The sequence below is a fragment of the Cryobacterium sandaracinum genome (assembly GCF_004403415.1).
Lineage (GTDB): Bacteria > Actinomycetota > Actinomycetes > Actinomycetales > Microbacteriaceae > Cryobacterium > Cryobacterium sandaracinum.
Window position 1 is genome coordinate 203,018 of the sequence record NZ_SOGO01000007.1, and the last position, 18,108, is coordinate 221,125.

Below are 18,108 nucleotides of genomic sequence, written 5' to 3' on the forward strand. Positions count from 1 at the left end.
GACGGGTCTCATTTCGAGCCGCTCATTAGTTATCCATAAGCCTGTTCAGCCTGTTCTCTAGTTGATTCGCGTCCATTGAACTGGTCACGCGAAGGGCACGCCCGAAAGCGTGTCGCCGCAGTGCGTCCTGGAAGCACGCGGTAGTGGGATGCAGCCACGCGCCTCGCCCAGGCAGAGTGGCGGTTTCATCCACCACGAGTTCCGATTCTCGGGCTACAACTCTCAGAAGTGAGGATTGCGGAGCGCGCAAACGGCATCCAATGCACGTTCTAACGGGATTCATCGTACCCCCTATTCCGTGTCCTCCAGAATGCTGTCCGGCTGAATGTCGATTTTCGCACCCGTGAGCTTGGCCGCGAGGCGCGCATTCTGACCTTCCTTGCCGATCGCCAGCGACAGCTGGTAGTCGGGAACGAGGGCTCGGACGGCCTTGATCGATTCGTCGATCACGTAGGAACTGGTGACCTTGGCCGGCGACAGTGCGCTGGCGACGAAGGTGGCCAGGTCTGGCGAGTAGTCGACGATGTCGATCTTCTCGTTGTTGAGCTCCACGGTGACGGCGCGCACGCGCTGGCCGAGTTCGCCGATGCAGGCGCCCTTGGCATTGACGCCGGGCTCCGTGGCGCGAACGGCCATTTTGGTGCGGTGACCGGCCTCACGGGCAAGCGAGACGATTTCGACGACGCCGCTGGCGATCTCCGGCACCTCGAGGGCGAAGAGGCGACGCACCAGCGAAGGGTGCGTGCGGGACACCGTGATCTGCGGGCCTTTGAGGCCCTTGCCGACGGCAGTGACATAGACGCGAATGCGCTGTCCGTGCACGTAGCTCTCGCTCGGCACCTGCTCTTCGGGCGGCAGGATCGCCTCGATCGTGCCCAAGTCGACGTGGATCATGCGCGGGTTCGGACCCTGCTGGATGATCCCGGCGACGATCTCACCCTCGCGGCCCTTGAATTCACCGAGCACAGCGTCATCGGCCAGGTCGCGCAGACGCTGGTTGATGACCTGCTTGGCCGCGAAGGCCGCGATGCGACCGAAGTCGGTGGGGTTGTCGACGGCTTCGCCGACGACGTTGCCCTCTTCGTCGTGTTCGGGCGCAAAAATGTCGACGTGGCCGGTCTTGCGGTCGAGGACGACGCGCGCTTCCGGCTCTTCCTCGACGACCTGCTTCGTGGAGACTTCACCCTGCTGGGTGTGCTTCACGTAGGCCGTCAGAATTGCTTGCTCAATGATCCGCACGAGTTCCTCGAAGGGAATCTCTTTCTCGCGCTCCAACTGCCGCAACACGCTGAGGTCGATGTCCATGGCCGGCCTCCTCTATTCAGATCTTGCCGCCGCGAAACTGCGCAGCGGGCTCGTCCTAGATTAGCCGAATCCCCGGACGCCCGTCACCCGACCCAGGCCCGTCCCGCGCCGAAACTGCCTTCCCCTCGGCCCGAGCGCGGCGCTACGCTGGGCGGATGGCCGCCGATTCCGTATCCGACAACGCTCACCACGCTGCACGCACCGTCGAGGGCAGCCGCACCTTCCAACTTCTGGCCCGCGCCGGTTATGCTGTGAACGGCCTGCTTCACATCATGATCGGCGCCATCGCAATCAGCGTGGCAACGGGCGCCGGTGGCGAGTCGGCAGACCAGTCTGGCGCGCTCGGGCAGCTGGCCCAAACCCCCGGCGGCGTGTTCGTGCTCTGGACGGTGGTTCTCGGCCTGGCCTCGCTCGGCCTCTGGTATCTGGTACAGGTGTTCCTTGAACCCGCCCAAGATCCGAAACGCAAGTGGGCCCACCGCGCCGTCCTGATCGGCAAGGGTGTCGTCTTCCTGTTCATCGCGGGGACGGCGTTCACGTTCGCCCGCGGAGCCTCGGCAAGCTCGTCGGAAACAGCCAGCGACTCGACCGCGAGACTGCTGTCGATTCCCGGGGGCGTCGTGCTGCTCTTCGTCGCCGGCCTGGCCGTGGTCGTGATCGGCGGCGTCTTCGTTCACCGCGGCGCCAGCCATGGCTTCACCGACAGCATCACGGTGCCCGGCGGCCCGGCCGGCACGGTGGTCGTCATCCTCGGAACCGTGGGCTACATAGCGGAGGGCATCGCGCTGGCCGCCGTGGGCATCCTCTTCACCGTGGCGGCTTTCACGCTCGACCCGGAGAAGGCCACCGGCATGGACGGTGCGCTGAAATCACTCGTGGCGCTGCCGTTCGGGGTGGCGATCCTGGTGCTGGTCGGCGCCGGAGTGATCGCTTATGGCGTGTACTGCTTCGCCCAGGCGCGGCTCGCCCGCCTCTGAACCTTCAGCCGGGCCGGGCGCTCAGGCGAAGCTGGCGGCCAGTTCGGCAATGGCCACCTGGGTGCGCCCACCGGTGCGACGGTCCCAGAGTTCCACGATGCCGTCGGCGGCGCCACGGCCCACGATGACGATGACGGGGATGCCGATCAGTTCCGCGTCGCCGAACTTGACGCCCGGCGACACCTTGCGGCGGTCGTCGTAGAGCACGTCGCGCTGGGTGCTCTCCAGCATGGCGACAACGGTTTCGGCAGTCTCGAAGACGACATCGTCCCGGCCGGTGGCGATCACGTGCACGTCGAACGGCGCGACCGTCTCGGGCCAGATCAGCCCCTTCGGGTCGTTGTTGAGTTCGGCGATGGTGGCGAGGATGCGGGTGACGCCGATGCCGTAGGAACCCATCGTGACCGTGACGAGCTTGCCGTTCTCGTCGAGAACCTTGAGGCCGAGCGCCTCAGCGTACTTTCGGCCGAGTTGGAAAACGTGGCCGATCTCCATGCCGCGGGCCAGCTCCACCGGGCCGGAGCCGTCGGGCGCGGGATCGCCGACGCGAACCTCGGCGGCCTCGATGGTGCCGCCCAGCGCGAAATCCCGGCCGGCGACGAGACCGAAGACGTGGCGGTCGGGCTCGTTCGCGCCCGTGATCCACTCGGTGCCCTCCACGACGCGCGGGTCAACCAGAAAACGGATGCCGGTGGTCGACTTCTCACCGAACACCGCTCCGTTCGCGCTCCAGGGTCCGATGTAGCCCTTGACCAGCCCGGGGAACTTGGCAAAGTCCGTTTCGTTCGCGGCCTCGACCTCGGCGGGGGTGACGGCCACCTCGACGCGCTTGAGGTCCACCTCGCGGTCGCCGGGGAGGCCGATCACGAGGAGTTCACGGGTGCCGTCGGGTTGGATGAGCGCGAGGACGACGTTCTTGAGGGTGTCCGCGGCGGTCCAGGCGCGGCCGTCGGGACGCGGATGATCGCTGTTGGCCCGGTCGACCAGGGTCTGGATGGTGGGGGTTCCCGGGGTGTCGAAGACCTCGGCGGCGGGGAAGCCAGCCCAGTCGATCGATGGCGGGACGACCGTGCGGAACGCCTCGATGTTGGCCGCGTAGCCGCCGGCCGAGCGTACGAAGGTGTCTTCACCGACCGGGGTCGGGTGCAGGAACTCTTCGCTCTTGGAGCCGCCCATTGCGCCGGCATCCGCCTGAACGATGACGTACTCGAGGCCGAGCCGGGTGAAGATGCGCTCGTAGGCGTCGCGCTGAGCCTGGTAGCTCGTGTCGAGGCCGGCATCCGTGTAGTCGAAGGAGTAGGCATCCTTCATCGTGAATTCGCGGCCGCGCAGCAGCCCGCCGCGGGACCGGGCCTCGTCGCGGTACTTGTCCTGGATCTGGAAGATCGACAGGGGCAGGTCCTTGTAGGAACTGTAGAGGTCCTTCACGAGGAGTGTGAAGACCTCTTCGTGGGTGGGGGCGAGGAGCAAGTCGCTGCCCTTGCGGTCCGTGAGCCGGAAGAGGCCGTCGCCGTATTCGTCCCAGCGGCCCGTGATCTCGTAGGGTTCCCGCGGCAGCAGGGCCGGGAAGTGCACCTCGAAGGCGCCGGCCGCGGCCATCTCCTCGCGCACGATCGTCTCGATCTTGGCCTTGACGCGCAGACCGATCGGCAGCCACGCGAAGATTCCGGGGGCTTGGCGGCGGATGTAGCCGGCGCGCACCAGCAGGCGGTGGCTGGTGACCTCGGCGTCCGAGGGGTCTTCGCGGAGGGTACGGAGGAAGTAGTTGGACATACGAATAGGCACTCACCCACTTTACGGCGCGCGGACAGACGTCGCGGCGCACCCGGTGGACGCCGGCACCTGTTCCGCGGTCCGCGGGATTCCACAACCCGCGCCGCGAACCGTCTTGACCGAGGTGCCGCCAGCGGCGGTCGCACCAGCGGCGGTCGCACTCGCCGAGACTTGGCGACCCGACGTGCGGAGGCTCCCGCCCCGGGCATCCGTTGCGGCCGGTCGCTAACCTCGGAGATTTTCGCAACACGCCGCACAATACGGCGCCAAAACCGGTGTGTCTCAAAAATTCCCGCGTTTACGTGACAACGGATGCCCATGACGAGTGTGCGCGGCTGGCCCAGCGACGCACCGCGACGCCGAATGACCGCACGTTCCGGCCGACGAGTCCTTCCCATCAGAGCCCCGGCAGCTTCCCTCTCTCGAACGAATTCGACGGAGATTCTGCCGGAATCGGCCCTAGAGCCCGCGAAAAGTCCCCACTACGTGAAAATCTCCGTCGAATTGGTTCAACGCTGGTACGGTTCTCCACCTGTGATGGACGTCATGCACGCGGCGCCTGAGATCTGATCTCCCGGACGCGACGCGACGCGACCCAGCGAATGGGACTCGCTGGACTCGTCGGATCTCGACTAGTTGGAGCCGACCGTCACGACGGGGGCGCCGAGGGAGTCTTCGCTCGGCGGCATCTCGGCGGCCATCCGGTTGGCCTCCTCGATCAGGGTCGCGACGATCTCCGACTCCGGCACGGTCTTGATGACCTCGCCGCGCACAAAGATCTGGCCCTTGCCGTTACCCGACGCCACGCCGAGGTCGGCGTCGCGGGCCTCGCCCGGTCCGTTAACGACACAACCCATCACGGCAACCCGGAGCGGCACAGTCATGCCCTCGAGGCCGTCGGTGACGTCGTTGGCGAGCTTGTACACGTCGACTTGGGCGCGACCGCAACTCGGGCAGGACACGATCTCCAGCTTGCGCTCGCGCAGGTTCAGCGACTGCAGGATCTGCAGGCCCACCTTGATCTCCTCGGCCGGGGGCGCGCTCAGCGACACCCGGATGGTGTCACCGATGCCTTCGCCGAGCAGGATACCGAACGCCGTGGCGCTCTTGATGGTGCCTTGGAACGACGGTCCGGCCTCGGTGACGCCGAGGTGCAGGGGCCAGTCGCCGCGTTCGGCGAGCAGCCGGTAGGCCTTGACCATGATCACCGGGTCGTTGTGCTTGACGGAGATCTTGAAGTCGTGGAAGTCGTGTTCCTCGAACAGGCTGGCTTCCCAGACGGCGCTCTCGACGAGCGCCTCCGGGGTGGCCTTGCCGTACTTCTGCAGCAGGCTCGGCTCGAGCGAGCCGGCGTTGACGCCGATGCGGAGGGAGACGCCGGCTGCTTTGGCCGCGGCGGCGATCTTGCCGACCTGGTCGTCGAACTTGCGGATGTTTCCCGGGTTGACGCGCACGGCGGCACAGCCGGCGTCGATCGCGGCGAACACGTAGCTCGGCTGGAAGTGGATGTCGGCGATGACCGGGATCTGGCTCTTCATCGCGATGATCGGCAGCACCTCGGCGTCGTCGCGGCTGGGCACGGCGACGCGCACGATGTCGCAGCCGGATGCCGTCAGCTCGGCAATCTGCTGCAGGGTCGCGTTGATGTTCGTGGTCGGTGTCGTCGTCATCGACTGCACGCTCACGCGCGCGTCGCCGCCGACGAGTACCTTGCCGACCTTGATCTGACGCGTCTTGCGACGCGGAGCGAGAACTTCAGGTACTTTGGGCATTCCCAGGTTGATTGCAGCCACGGCGACAGCTTACGCGGCGAGACCGGGCGAAATCTGAACGGATGCCGGATGACTCCCGACGGTCGGGGCCACCGCCGGAACGCATCGCCACCCCTACCCGATCGGCCCCCGGCCCGATCGGTCTTCTGAAGGAGATCCGCTATGAACCACAGTGCCGTGAACAGCAGCGACGTCGTCATCCTCGCGGGCTCGCGCACACCGCAGGGTCGGGTGAACGGGCAGCTCTCAGGCCTCACCGCCGTGCAGCTGGGAACCGCTGCCATCACCGGGGCGCTCGCCCGCGCCGGCGTGACACCCGATCAGGTGCAGTTCGTGCTTATGGGCCAGGTCCTGCAGGCCGGCTCCGGCCAGAACCCGGCCCGGCAGAGCGCGATCGGCGCCGGCATCCCGTGGAACGTTCCGGCAATGACACTGAACAAGGTGTGCCTCTCGGGGTTGGCCGCCGTGATCGACGCGGCCCGGATCATCCGTCTCGGTGAAGCGGATGTCGTCGTGGCCGGCGGCCAGGAATCGATGTCGAACGCCCCGCACCTGCTGCCCGGCTCGCGCACGGGCTGGGCCTACGGCAGCGTCACCATGCTTGACCACGCCGCCAGCGACGGGCTGACGGATGCTTTCGACGGCCTCTCTATGGGCCTTTCCACCGAGCATGTCAACGGGCGGCTCGGCCTGCTTCGGGCGGACCAGGATGCCATCGCGGCCGCCTCGCACCAGCGCGCCGCCGCCGCCGTCGAGAACGGCGTCTTCGACGACGAGATCACCCCGATCAGCGTTCCGCAGCGGAAGGGCGAGCCGCTCCTGGTCGCCACGGACGAGGGTGTGCGCGGCGACAGCACCACGCAGACGCTGGGCCGGCTGCGCCCGGCCTTCACCGAGGACGGCACCGTCACGGCCGGCAACTCGTCGCCGCTGAGCGACGGTGCCAGCGCCCTCGTGCTGTGCAGCCGCCGCTTCGCCGACGACAATGAGCTCAGCTGGCTGGCGGTGGTGGAGTCCTCCGGCCAGGTCGCCGGACCCGACAACTCGCTGCACTCACAGCCGGCGAACGCGATCCACCGCGCGTTGGAGCGCCAGGGCTGGGCGGCCAACGAGCTCGACCTGGTCGAGATCAATGAGGCCTTCGCCGCGGTGTCGCTCGAATCGACCCGGGAGCTCGGCCTCTCCCCCGAGCAGGTCAACATCCACGGCGGCGCGATCGCCCTCGGGCATCCGATCGGGGCCTCGGGCGGCCGCCTCGCGCTGCACGCGGCGCTTGAGCTGGCCCGGCGCGGCACCGGTAAGGCCGCCGTCGCCCTCTGCGGCGGCGGCGGCCAGGGTGAGGCGCTGCTGCTCTCGCGCTAACGCCCGTACCGGACGCCGCTCGCAGACGCCGAGAGTCGCCGTTTTTGCCCAGTTGACCTGGCGGAACGGCGACTCTCGGCATTTTCGGCGAATCTCGGCGAATCTCGGCGAATCTCGCCGGGCAGAGCCGCGAGGAACTGCGCCGGGACGCGCCGCCGATCAGCCGAAGATGTTGATCGGTTTGACGATGTCCGCGTAGATCAGCAGCAGGCTCATGGCGCCGAGCACCACCACGACGGCGAAGGTGAGCGGCATCAGTTTCGCCGTGTCGACGGGGCCCGGGTCGGGGCGTCTGAACAGCTTGGCGATCTGACGCCGCAACCCTTCCCAGAGCGCGCCGGCGACGTGTCCGCCGTCGAGCGGCATCAGCGGCACCAGGTTGAACACGAACAGGGCCACGTTGAGCGAGGCCAGGAGCCCCAGCATGCTCGCGATCTTGCTGTTCACCGGGATGGCGTCGATGCTGGCGATCTCGCCGGCGACGCGGCCGACCCCGACCACACTGATCGGGCCGTTGGGGTCGCGCTCCCCCGGTCCGAAGGCCGCGTTGGCGATATCGATCATGCGCTGCGGCAGGTTCGCGATCATGTGCACGACCGCGCCGATGTTCTCGCCCACCGCGGGCAGCACGGCGGTCGCCGGCTGCGACACGAGCTCGCCAGCCGGGCCGATTCCGACGAAGCCGACCTCCTGGGTCCTCGGCTCGCCGGCGGCATCCTCTTCGATCTCGCCGTCGGCATCGCTCACGTAGCGTTCGGTGAGTTTCGGGGTGATGGTCAGGGTCTGCTGGGTGCCGTTGCGTTCGACGACGGTGGCAAGCGGGATGCCCGGCGACTCGCGAATGATCTCGGTGGACTGGTCCCAGCTGTCGATCGGGGTGCCGTTCATGCTGACCAGGCGGTCGCCCGGCTGCAGGCCGGCCGCGGCGCCGGGCGCCTTCTCGTCGGTCGGTTCGCAGGTCTGCCGGGTGCTCGTGGCCGGCAGCACGCACTCGGACACGCTGCCGACGCTGGTGCTGGCCTGGGCCGTTCCGAAGCCCATCAGGAGCACGGCGAAGAGCACGACCGCGATGAGGAGATTCATCGTGGGCCCGCCGAGCATGATGATGACACGCTTGAAGACGGGCAGGCGGTAGAACGCGCGGTGCTCCTCGCCCTCACCGATGGTGTCGGCGCTGGACTGGCGGGCGTCGTCGACCATGGTGGCCATGGCGCCGGGCTTCTTCTCCGGTTCACCCTCCTGCACCAGCTGGTTGAAGAAGCCAGTGCTGGATGCCTGCACTCTGCCGCCCTTTTTGGCGGGCGGGAACATGCCGATCATGGCGATGTAGCCGCCGAGCGGGATGGCCTTCACGCCGTACTCGGTCTCGCCCTTGCGACGGGACCATAGGGTGGGCCCGAAACCGATCATGTACTGGGTGACCTTGACGCCGAAGAGCTTGGCGGGAAGCAGGTGCCCGATCTCGTGCAGGCCGATGGACAGGGCAAGGCCGACCACGACGATCAGAACGCCCAGAATATACAGCAGCACGGTTTCCACAGTCGTAGATTACCCACTCCACCCTGCGAGGGCGCTGGCTGTTCCCCCTGCAAGGTGTGGTTTGCTTGTCTTTACGGATCCACGAGGAGGTTCCCTCTGTCCAAGCCACACGCCGTCGGTCCCATCGGCATCAGTCTGGCCGACCGTTTTCGTATCGACGCTCTGCTCGGAACGGGCGGGATGGCATCCGTTTACCGGGCCACCGACCTCTTTCTGGGGCGTACGGTCGCCGTGAAGCTGTTCCGTCTCGACACGGCCGACGACGCCGGGCCCGAGCGCCAGAGCGGCGAGGTCACGGTGCTCGCGAGCCTCAACCACTTCGCTCTGGTCACCCTGTTCGACGCCGGCACGGCCGTGATCGACGGAGTCTCGCGCACCTACATCGTGATGGAGCTCGTGGACGGCACGGACCTGCGCAGCAAGATCGCCGACGGGGCCCTGCACCCCGACGAGGTGGCAGCCATGGGCGCCGACCTCGCGGAGGCGCTGCACTACGTGCACGCGCAGGGCATCATCCACCGCGACATCAAGCCCGCGAACGTGCTGCTCGCACCGTCGGGCTTCCCCGGCCGCGCCATGCATGCCAAACTCGCCGACTTCGGCATTGCCCGTCTCTTCGACGCGACCCGCCTCACGGCGACCGGGTCTCTGCTCGGCACGGCCGGCTACCTCAGCCCCGAACAGGCGCTCGGCAACACCATCGGCCCGCCCAGCGACGTCTACTCGCTCGGACTCGTGCTGCTCGAATGCCTCACTGGCGAGCGCGCCTTCACCGGAACGGCGATCGAATCGGCAATGGCCAGGCTGCAGCGGCAGCCGCACATCCCGGCCCATCTCGGCCAGCGCTGGGCCGCTGTTCTGGGCGGCATGACCATCCGCGAGCCGGCCGACCGACTCAGCGCGGGCGACGCAGCCGTGCAGCTGCGACGCCTGGTCAGCGGGGAGAACGTCGCCGATGTCACCGCAGTCACCGTGGCAATGGGGGCTCCGGGGGCCACCGAGCTTCTGGAACCCACCGCCGATCCGGGCGCCAACGAGCTGTTGGAGCCCACTGCCGTCCTGGGCGCCACCGAAACCCTCGAGTCCACCGCGGTCCTCAGGGCCGCGACCCTCGAGCCGACTGCGGTTCTGGCCGTCACGAAGGTCATCGCTGCCCCGAAACCCGGCGCGGATTCCCCCACCGAGTTTCTGACGCCGGCCGGCGCTCCGGCCCGCTCACCGGGCCGCGCGGCGGAACGGTCCCCGGGTAGCGCCCGTGGCACCACCATCGCTCCCGCGTGGCGCCGGCACCGAGTGCTCGCCTCGCTCGGAGTCCTGGCCGCGCTCATTCTGCTCGCCGTGGTGGTCTTCACCCCGCGGGTGCCTGAACCGTCCACGCCCGCCGCTACCTACCCGGCCGTCGACGGCTCCCTCGGCACCAATCTGAAGCGACTCCAGGAAAGCGTGACGCCATGATGCCTCGGGCCCGCCTAACACTCGCGCTGACCGCGATCACGCTCGTCGCGTCCACCCTGACCGGGTGCGGGAGCACTCCTCCCGACCTGCAGCAGAGCACCGCCACCGAGTTGCAGGCCGGTGTGCGGAACGTCACAGCGGCCGCCGCGGCCGGCGACTTCGAAGCCGCCCAGGCCTCGCTCGAGGCCGTCCAGGCCGACCTGCTGACCGCGGCCGCGGCGGACGGGGTGAGCGCCGCCCGTGCTGCCGACATCCAGTCAGCCCTCAACCTGGTGTCCGCGGACCTGACCGCCGCGATCGAAGCGAGCAAGCCGGAGCCGACCGTGGCCCCGGTTCCAGCCCCGAGCCCGACGTCCGTTGACAACGGCAACGACAAGGACGACGGTAAATGCAAGAAGAACGACGACGGCTGCGACGACGAGGACTAGCGTCGGCCTCACCTCAGGAGGATACATGCCCCAGCAACTGATCGTCGGTGCCGGCATGGTCGGACGACCGCTCGCCGAGCGTCTGATGATTCGAGGAGACCAGGTGACCGTCGGAACACGCTCCGGCGCGGCGGCACCCGGGGTAGAGTCTGTCGTGTTGAACGCGAGCGACGCCCAGACCTTCACCCGGGCGGCAACCGGCATGTCGACGATCTTTCTGTGCATCAACCCGCGGTACACCGACTGGCCCACCCAGTGGCCGCCGGTCATCGACGCGGCGCTGACGGCGGCATCCGTCACCGGCGCCCGCCTGGTGATGATGGGCAATCTCTACCCGTACGGGTCTCCGACCGGGCCGATGACCGAGCATTCGCCGGAAACGACCACCGAGACGAAGGGGCTCGTGCGCAAGGAGCTCTGGCACCGGGTGAGGGACGCGCACGACCGCGGCGAGATTCGGGCCGTCGAGGTGCGGGCGAGCGATTATTTCGGGCCGGGCGTCGTCGGCACTGCGCATCTCGACGACCGGTTCTTCAGAGCCATCCTGGAATCGAAGACCGCCCGGGTCGTGGGCCGGCCCGGGCGCGTGCACAGCTGGAGCTACCTGCCCGACATCGTGACAACTCTCGTGGCCGCCGCCGACTACCGGGGCGACTGGGGCCGGCTCTGGCATGTGCCGAGCACGGCCATCACCCGTGACGACATCGCCGCCCAGCTCAACCGCCGCTACGGCACGCACGGCACGGTGGCGGGCTACCCGCAGTGGCTGCTCAAATCGCTCGGCGCGCTGAACCCGATGATGCACGAGATCTGGGCCGCGAGCTATCAGCTCAGGGTGCCGTACATCATCGATTCCGCCGAAACCGAGCGCGAGCTCGGCGTCGGCAAGACCCCGTGGCCGGATGCCCTCGCCGCCACCGCGGACAGTTACCGCAGCTCAGGCGACACGGCCTGAGCCGCGTGGCCGGCTTTCTCAGCGGGCGAGGAGCTTGTCCGCCGCGGCGCGGGCCCACGCCTCGGCGCCGCCGAGCGACTCGCGTGTGAGCGGGCCGTCCTGCTCGTGCCGTTCGACGACACGCTGGATGGTGTCGACGATGTCCAGAAACCCGATGGAGCCGGCGTGGAAAGCCGCCACGGCCTGCTCGTTCGCCGCGTTGAACACCGCGGGGTAGGTGCCGCCCGCGCGCCCGACCTGCTTGGCCAGGCCGACGGCCGGGAAAGCCGTCGTGTCGAGGGGCTCGAAGGTCCAGTTCTGCGGGATGGTCCAGTCGATCGGGGTGCCGACCGCCGCGACGCGGTTCGGCCAGTCCAGCCCGAGCGAGATCGGCAGACGCATATCCGGCGGGGACGCCTGGGCGATCGTCGATCCGTCGATGAATTCCACCATGGAGTGCACGACGGACTGCGGGTGCACGACCACATCGATGCGCTCGTATTCCACGTCGAAGAGCAGGTGCGCTTCGATCACCTCGAGGCCCTTGTTGACGAGGGTGGACGAGTTGGTCGTGACGACGAGCCCCATCTCCCAGGTAGGGTGCGCGAGCGCCTCGGCCGGCGTGACGTCGGCGAGCTGCCCACGTCGTCGGCCACGGAACGGGCCCCCGGATGCCGTCAGCACCAGGCGTCGCACCTCGCCGGCCGTTCCCGAGCGGAGCGCCTGCGCGATGGCGGAGTGCTCGGAGTCGACGGGCACGATCTGTCCCGGCGCCGCCAGCGACTTCACCAGGTCGCCACCGACGATGAGCGATTCTTTGTTGGCCAGGGCCAGCGTGCGACCGGCTCGCAGGGCGGCGAGAGTCGGCCCGAGGCCCACCGAGCCCGTGATGCCGTTGAGCACCACGTCGGCCTCGACGTCGCGGACGAGCTCTTCGGCCTCGTCCGCGCCGAGCGCCGTGTGCTCGACCTCGAACTCGGCGGCCTGCGCCTCGAGCATCGTCCTGTTGTTGCCGGCGGAGAGCCCGACCACCTCGAACCGGTTGGGGTTGGCCTTGATCACATCGAGGGCCTGGGTTCCGATCGAGCCGGTCGACCCGAGAATTACAACTCGTCTGCGCATCCTGCAATTTTAGGTGGCGCCGCCGCCTTTCGTGGCGGGGCGGGCCGTGGCGGTAGGGTCCAAGGATGACCGGTTCCAAAGAAGATTCCCAGGATGCAACTCCCGTCGACCTGTCGGCGGAGGAATCGGAGCGCACGAAGCGCCCCGGATTCGTCTACTTTCTCGGTTACGGCATCATGGCGCCGATCGCCCGGCTGGTCTTCCGCCCCACCATCATCGGCCGGGATAACATCCCGCGCAGCGGCCGCGTCATCCTGGCCAGCAACCACCTGTCGTTCATCGACAGCATCGTGATTCCGCTGGTCGCACCTCGGCGTGTGCAGTTCCTGGCCAAGTCCACCTACTTCACCGGCACCGGGTTCACGGGTTTCGTCTCGCGCACCTTCTTCACCTCGATCGGAGCGGTCGGGGTCGAACGCGGCGCGGGGCAGGCCGCCCAGGACGCTCTCGACGCGGGTCGCAACATCCTCGAATCCGACAGCGCGTTCGCGATCTACCCGGAGGGAACCCGTTCCCTCGACGGCCGCCTGTACAAGGGCCGCACGGGCGTGGCATGGCTCGCCCTCACCACGGGGGCCGTCGTGGTTCCGGTCGGGCTGATCGGCACACAGGAGATCCAGCCGGTGGGAGCGAAATTCCCGCGCATCCGCAAGGTCACGGTCACCTTCGGCGAGCCCCTCGACCTGAGCCGCCACGGTTCCGCCGAGTCCGGCAAGGCACGGCGCGGCGCGACCGACGAGATCATGGCCGCGATCCACGCCCTGTCCCGTCAGGAATTGGCCGGCCGGTACAACGAGTCGCCGCCCTCGGGCACCCTGCAAAAGATCGCCGACCGGGTCTTCCCGCGCGAACGCGTCTAGCCGCTTTCGGACCGGCCGAGCCGAGCATCCGTCGCCCGGAAACACCGCGGAAACGGGCGCGACCTAAGCTGGGGTCATGTCTGACACGTATTCGGTACCCCAGGAGCGCAAGCTCGTCACCGCCCTTCCCGGCCCCAAGTCGGTCGAATTGCAGGAACGCCGCCTGCGCGCGGTTTCCCGCGGTGCGGGCACGCTGGCGAACATCTATATGGATCACGGAGCGGGAGCGATCCTCGTCGACGTCGACGGCAACCAGATCATCGACCTCGGCTGCGGCATCGGCGTGACCACCATCGGTCACGCGAACGACGAGGTGGCCGCGGCCGCCGCGGCGCAGGCCGCCAAGCTCACCCACACCCTGTTCACCGTCACCCCGTACGAGAACTACGTGGCCGTCGCGGAGAAGCTCGCCGAGATCACCCCCGGCGACTTCGAGAAGCGCTCCATCCTGGTGAACACCGGCGCGGAAGCCGTCGAGAACGCCGTGAAGATCGCCCGCAAGTTCACCGGCCGGCGCGCCATCGTTGCGCTCGACCACGCGTTCCACGGTCGCACCAACCTGACCATGGCGATGACTTACCGCCCCTGGCCCGAGCGCGCCGGAATGGGACCGTTCCCCGGCGAGATCTACAGCGTGCCGACCAGCTACCCCTACCGTGACGGCCTGACCGGCGAAGAAGCCGCCGAGAAGACCATCGACTACATCAACACCCACATCGGCGCCACCGAGATCGCGGCCTTCTTCATCGAGCCGATCCAGGGCGACGGCGGCATCGTCATCCCCGCCCCCGGATTCTTCAAGCGCCTGAGCGAATTCTGCACCGAGCACGGCATCGTCTTCGTCTCCGACGAGATCCAGGCCGGCATCGCTCGCACCGGCGCCTGGTACGGCATCGAGCACCACAACGTGGTGCCGGACCTCGTCACCACCGCCAAGGGCATCGCCGGCGGATTCCCGCTCGCCGCCGTCACCGGCCGCGCCGACATCATGGACTCTGTGCAGCCCGGCGGCATCGGCGGAACCTTCGGCGGCAACCCGGTCTCGACCGCGGCCGCCCTCGCCGTCTTCGACCTGATCGAGCGGGACGACCTCCTCGGCGAGGCGCGGCGCGTCGAGAAGGCCCTCTGGGCACGCATCGGCGACTGGCCGAAGCGGTTCGCGGTCGTGGGCGACGTGCGCGGCAAGGGTGCGATGTTCGGGGTGGAGCTCGTTCACCCGGGCACGAACACACCGTACCCCGAGGCTCTCACCGCGATCATCAAGCACGCGACCACCAACGGCGTCATCGTGCTGGATGCCGGCAGCTGGGACTCGGTGCTGCGCATCATGCCGTCGGTCGTCATCTCCGAGGCGCTGATCGACGATGCCGCCTCCGTTATCGAGGAAACCCTCGCCGCCTTGTCCGGCCCGTAGCACCGATAGAACCCCGGGTAGGTGGCGGCGAGCGTGCGGCGGAAGCCGTCTGATCGCCGCCGCCGCAGGGAGCACGGCCACCGACCGCACGTTGCGGTGACCGGGTCGGCGTCACACCTCAGTATCGGCGAGCGCCACCGTCTGCGGCTGGTGAATGACGGGGAAGTTCACGGATGCGCCGATGAAACAGAGGCCGGCGGCCTCCGCGTGCAGGGACTGCGCGAGTTCGACCTGGCCGGGGTCGGCAACCGTGACGCGCGGTCGCAGGGTCACCTCGGTGAAGTGGCCGCCACCATCCGTCGTCTGGGCCATCGACCCGGTCGCGTCGTCGGTATAGTCGACGACCTGCACGCCGTGCTTCACGGCGACGTGCAGGTAGCTCATCAGGTGGCATTCGCTGAGGGCGGCCAGCAGCAGTTCCTCCGGGTTCCAACGGTCGGCGTCCCCGTGGAAGGTCGGATCGGCCGATGCACTTATCGGCTCCTTGCCGGGGGCGGTGATCAGGTGATCCCGGCCGTAGTCCCGGTAGCTGCTCGTGCCGGTGCCTCGGTTGCCTGTCCAGGCGATGTTCACGGCGTAGTGGTGGTGTGCACCGATCACGGCGCCTCCTTCGATTTGCGCGGCTCTGCGGGCCGATTCGCGGCCGACAACGGGCCGTAACACGGCCAGGGAACCGATTGTCGCAGCAATTCGCCGCGCCTCCCGTCGCATCGATCGGTAAACTGGTCAGATCATGACTGACACGCTGACGCCTTCGACCTCCCCGTCCACCCCCGCCGCACTGGTTTACACCGTGCCGCAGGAACGCAAGATCGTGACCGCGATCCCGGGTCCGCGCTCGAAAGAACTCCAGCAGCGCAGGCTCGCCGTCGTCTCCGGCGGCGTCGCATCCGCTTTGCCCGTCTACATCGCCAAGGCGAACGGCGCCATCCTCGTCGACGTCGACGGCAACCAGTTCATCGACCTGGGCGCCGGCATCGGTGTGACCACGATCGGCCACACCGAGACCAGCGTGGTCGCGGCCGCCGTCGAACAGACCCAGGACTTCATCCACACCCTCTTCACCATCACGCCCTACGAGGAGTATGTGCGCGTCTGCGAGCTTCTCGCCGAGCACACCCCCGGCTCCTGGCCGAAGAAGTCGGTGCTGATCAACTCGGGCGCCGAAGCCGTCGAGAACGGTGTCAAGATCGCCCGCAAGCACACCGGCCGCCGCGCCGTCGCCGTGCTCGACCACGCTTACCACGGTCGCACGGTGCTGACCATGGCCATGAACTACAAGGCCATGCCCTACGCCACCGGCTACGGCCCACTCGCCAGCGATGTCTACCACGCCCCCAGCTCCTACCCGTATCACGACGGTCTGAGCGGGGCGGATGCCGCGGCGCGCACGATCGCGTACCTCGAGAAGGTCGTCGGACCCACCGACCTGGCTTGCCTGGTCGTCGAGCCCATCCAGGGTGAGGGTGGCTTCATGGTTCCGGCCGAGGGCTACTTCAACGCCCTGCAGACCTGGTGCACCGCGAACGGCGTCGTCATGATCGCAGACGAGATCCAGAGCGGCATGGCCCGCACCGGCAAGTACTACGCCAGCGAGCACTTCGGCTGGACCCCCGACCTCGTGCTCACCGCCAAGGGCATCGCCGGCGGCATGCCGCTGGCCGCCGTCACCGGCCGCGCCGAGATCATGGATTCCTCGCAGCCCGGCGGCCTCGGCGGAACCTTCGGCGGTAACCCGGTCTCCTGCGCAGCGGCCATAGCGGTCTTCGAGTCGATTGAGCGAGGCGATCTGCTCGCCGAGGGTGTGCGTATCGAGAACACCCTGCGCGCCGGCCTCGGTTCCCTCAAGGAGAAGTACGACATCATCGGCGAGATCCGCGGTCGCGGCGCCATGATCGCCATCGAACTCGTGCAGCCGGGCACCGGTGACACGGAGAAGGCGCCGAACGCCGCCGCAGTGTCCTCCATCGCCGCCTACGCCGCCCAGCACGGCGTGTTGCTGCTCACCGCCGGAACCTACGGCAACGTGCTGCGCTTCCTCCCGAGCCTGGCCGTGAGTGATGCCCTCCTGAACGATGCCCTCTCGGTCATCGACGACGCCATCGCCGCGCTTTAGGCGCGAAGCACACACCGTGACAACGACATTCGAGGTGCCAATCCACGCCGGGCAGACGTTCTTCGTCCCCGATGCGGTCGAACTGGCCGTGGTCGAGCGCAGCGGCTTCATCGAATCGAGGCATGCCGGCAGCGCGGTCGTGCTCACCAGCGAGGGCGCGGTCCTACGCGCCCTCGGCGATGTGACCACCCCGATCTTCCCGCGGTCGTCGATGAAGCCATTCCAGGCCATCGCCGTGATGGCCAGCGGGGTCACCCTGCGCGGGGAAGACGCCGCCATCGCGACCGCCAGCCACACCGGAACGCAGCGCCACGCCGACCTCGTGCGCGGGCTCCTCGCCCGCGCCGGCATCCCCGAGACGGCGCTCGCCTGCCCGGCGGCCTGGCCGGACGACTCCCCCACCCGCGACGCCCTGGTGCGACTGGGGGCCGCCAAGGCCCCGATCTACATGAACTGCTCGGGCAAGCACGCCGCGATGCTCGTGGCCTGCCAGCAGAACGGCTGGGCGCTGTCTGGATACTTGGAGCCGGCGCATCCGTTGCAGAAGCGCATTCTCGACGTGGTGGAGCGCTTCACCGGCGAGCGGCCGTCGGCGTCGGGCATCGACGGATGTGGCGCGCCGGTTCACGCGCTGTCCCTCACCGCTTTGGCACGCGGCATCGCCCGCATCGCCACGTCCAAGTCAAACTCGCCGTTCGCGATCTACCGCGAGGCCGGCTTCCTCGGCGAGGCAATACGGCAGAACGGCTGGGTCATCGCCGGACCCGGCATGCCCGACACGGTCGTGATCGACCGCCTCGGACTGTTCGTGAAGACCGGCGCGGAGGGCATCTGCGTCGCCTCCGCCGCCAACGGCACGACGGTCGCCCTCAAGATTCTCGACGGCAGCCTGCGGGCAACCACCATCGTGGCCCTGCGTCTGCTCGCGGACTCCGGTGCGATCGCACACAGCGACGTCGAGGCCATTCTGCCCGAGCTGCACCTGATGGTGCTGGGCGGTGGGCTCCCGGTCGGGGAGATCCGCGCCAGCTACGTGTAGGGCGCGGGCCGG

General features: G+C 68.1%; 16 protein-coding genes. 9 read left to right on the top strand and 7 right to left on the bottom strand.

Translation table 11 applies throughout. From position 1 onward, the window contains the following. Nucleotides 1-25 precede the first annotated feature (25 nt). Both E3T25_RS01950 and nusA read right to left on the bottom strand, forming a co-directional pair. Nucleotides 26-283, bottom strand: coding sequence for a YlxR family protein (locus tag E3T25_RS01950; protein WP_134343305.1), 258 nt, complete (start codon nt 281-283; stop codon nt 26-28). 8 nt (nt 284-291) lie between these two features. After that, nucleotides 292-1,305 carry a transcription termination factor NusA gene (gene nusA, locus E3T25_RS01955; protein ID WP_134343306.1) on the bottom strand — a complete coding sequence of 338 codons (1,014 nt, stop codon included), beginning with the start codon at nt 1,303-1,305 and terminating at the stop codon, nt 292-294. Between the two features lie 155 nt (nt 1,306-1,460). On the opposite strand from nusA, the gene E3T25_RS01960 reads away from it, so the two are divergent. Next, a complete protein-coding gene (locus E3T25_RS01960; RefSeq protein WP_134343307.1) occupies nt 1,461-2,282 on the top strand; it encodes a DUF1206 domain-containing protein in 822 nt (273 codons plus the stop codon). Between the two features lie 21 nt (nt 2,283-2,303). Here E3T25_RS01960 and E3T25_RS01965 read toward each other — a convergent pair whose 3' ends face one another. Together E3T25_RS01965 and ispG are read right to left on the bottom strand one after the other, a co-directional pair. Then, entirely contained in the window at nt 2,304-4,055 is a 1,752-nt protein-coding gene (locus tag E3T25_RS01965) for a proline--tRNA ligase (RefSeq protein ID WP_134343319.1), read from the bottom strand. A 632-nt stretch (nt 4,056-4,687) separates the two neighbouring features. Continuing rightward, nucleotides 4,688-5,848 carry a flavodoxin-dependent (E)-4-hydroxy-3-methylbut-2-enyl-diphosphate synthase gene (gene ispG / locus E3T25_RS01970; RefSeq protein ID WP_174720143.1) on the bottom strand — a complete coding sequence of 387 codons (1,161 nt, stop codon included), beginning with the start codon at nt 5,846-5,848 and terminating at the stop codon, nt 4,688-4,690. Between the two features lie 141 nt (nt 5,849-5,989). Here ispG and E3T25_RS01975 point away from each other — a divergent pair, with 141 nt between their 5' ends. Next, on the top strand, nt 5,990-7,189 hold the full coding sequence (locus E3T25_RS01975) for an acetyl-CoA C-acetyltransferase (protein WP_104100269.1): 1,200 nt from the start codon (nt 5,990-5,992) through the stop codon (nt 7,187-7,189). 159 nt (nt 7,190-7,348) lie between these two features. Here the strand turns inward: E3T25_RS01975 and E3T25_RS01980 are convergent, their stop codons facing one another. Next, nucleotides 7,349-8,728, bottom strand: coding sequence for a M50 family metallopeptidase (locus E3T25_RS01980; RefSeq protein ID WP_198415624.1), 1,380 nt, complete (start codon nt 8,726-8,728; stop codon nt 7,349-7,351). A 54-nt stretch (nt 8,729-8,782) separates the two neighbouring features. Between E3T25_RS01980 and E3T25_RS01985 the strand changes: the two genes are divergently transcribed. Genes E3T25_RS01985 through E3T25_RS01995 form a run of 3 tightly spaced genes read left to right on the top strand, consistent with a single transcriptional unit; the run spans nt 8,783 to nt 11,566 of the window. Beyond that, entirely contained in the window at nt 8,783-10,183 is a 1,401-nt protein-coding gene (locus E3T25_RS01985) for a serine/threonine-protein kinase (RefSeq protein WP_420898219.1), read from the top strand. After that, a complete protein-coding gene (locus tag E3T25_RS01990) occupies nt 10,180-10,611 on the top strand; it encodes a hypothetical protein (RefSeq protein WP_134371797.1) in 432 nt (143 codons plus the stop codon). Before E3T25_RS01985 ends, E3T25_RS01990 begins: the two co-directional genes overlap by 4 nt. A 25-nt stretch (nt 10,612-10,636) precedes the next feature. Next, nucleotides 10,637-11,566 carry a Rossmann-fold NAD(P)-binding domain-containing protein gene (locus tag E3T25_RS01995; RefSeq protein ID WP_134371799.1) on the top strand — a complete coding sequence of 310 codons (930 nt, stop codon included), beginning with the start codon at nt 10,637-10,639 and terminating at the stop codon, nt 11,564-11,566. A gap of 18 nt (nt 11,567-11,584) precedes the next feature. On the opposite strand, the gene dxr is transcribed toward E3T25_RS01995, so the two are convergent. Beyond that, nucleotides 11,585-12,667 carry a 1-deoxy-D-xylulose-5-phosphate reductoisomerase gene (dxr, locus tag E3T25_RS02000; RefSeq protein WP_134371801.1) on the bottom strand — a complete coding sequence of 361 codons (1,083 nt, stop codon included), beginning with the start codon at nt 12,665-12,667 and terminating at the stop codon, nt 11,585-11,587. 65 nt (nt 12,668-12,732) lie between these two features. Here dxr and E3T25_RS02005 point away from each other — a divergent pair, with 65 nt between their 5' ends. Further along, nucleotides 12,733-13,527: a lysophospholipid acyltransferase family protein gene (locus tag E3T25_RS02005; RefSeq protein ID WP_104100274.1), complete on the top strand. Its 795-nt coding sequence runs from the start codon at nt 12,733-12,735 to the stop codon at nt 13,525-13,527. Between the two features lie 76 nt (nt 13,528-13,603). Further along, the gene (locus E3T25_RS02010; RefSeq protein ID WP_104100275.1) at nt 13,604-14,941 is read left to right on the top strand and encodes an aminotransferase class III-fold pyridoxal phosphate-dependent enzyme; all 1,338 of its coding nucleotides are present in this window, start codon (nt 13,604-13,606) and stop codon (nt 14,939-14,941) included. Nucleotides 14,942-15,052: 111 nt separating this feature from the next. Here the strand turns inward: E3T25_RS02010 and E3T25_RS02015 are convergent, their stop codons facing one another. Further along, on the bottom strand, nt 15,053-15,538 hold the full coding sequence (locus E3T25_RS02015) for an OsmC family protein (RefSeq protein ID WP_104100294.1): 486 nt from the start codon (nt 15,536-15,538) through the stop codon (nt 15,053-15,055). Between the two features lie 136 nt (nt 15,539-15,674). On the opposite strand from E3T25_RS02015, the gene gabT reads away from it, so the two are divergent. Together gabT and E3T25_RS02025 are read left to right on the top strand one after the other, a co-directional pair. Beyond that, entirely contained in the window at nt 15,675-17,057 is a 1,383-nt protein-coding gene (gabT, locus tag E3T25_RS02020) for a 4-aminobutyrate--2-oxoglutarate transaminase (RefSeq protein WP_104100276.1), read from the top strand. Nucleotides 17,058-17,073: 16 nt separating this feature from the next. Further along, nucleotides 17,074-18,096, top strand: coding sequence for an asparaginase (locus E3T25_RS02025; protein WP_233191307.1), 1,023 nt, complete (start codon nt 17,074-17,076; stop codon nt 18,094-18,096). The last annotated feature ends 12 nt before the right edge of the window (nt 18,097-18,108 follow it).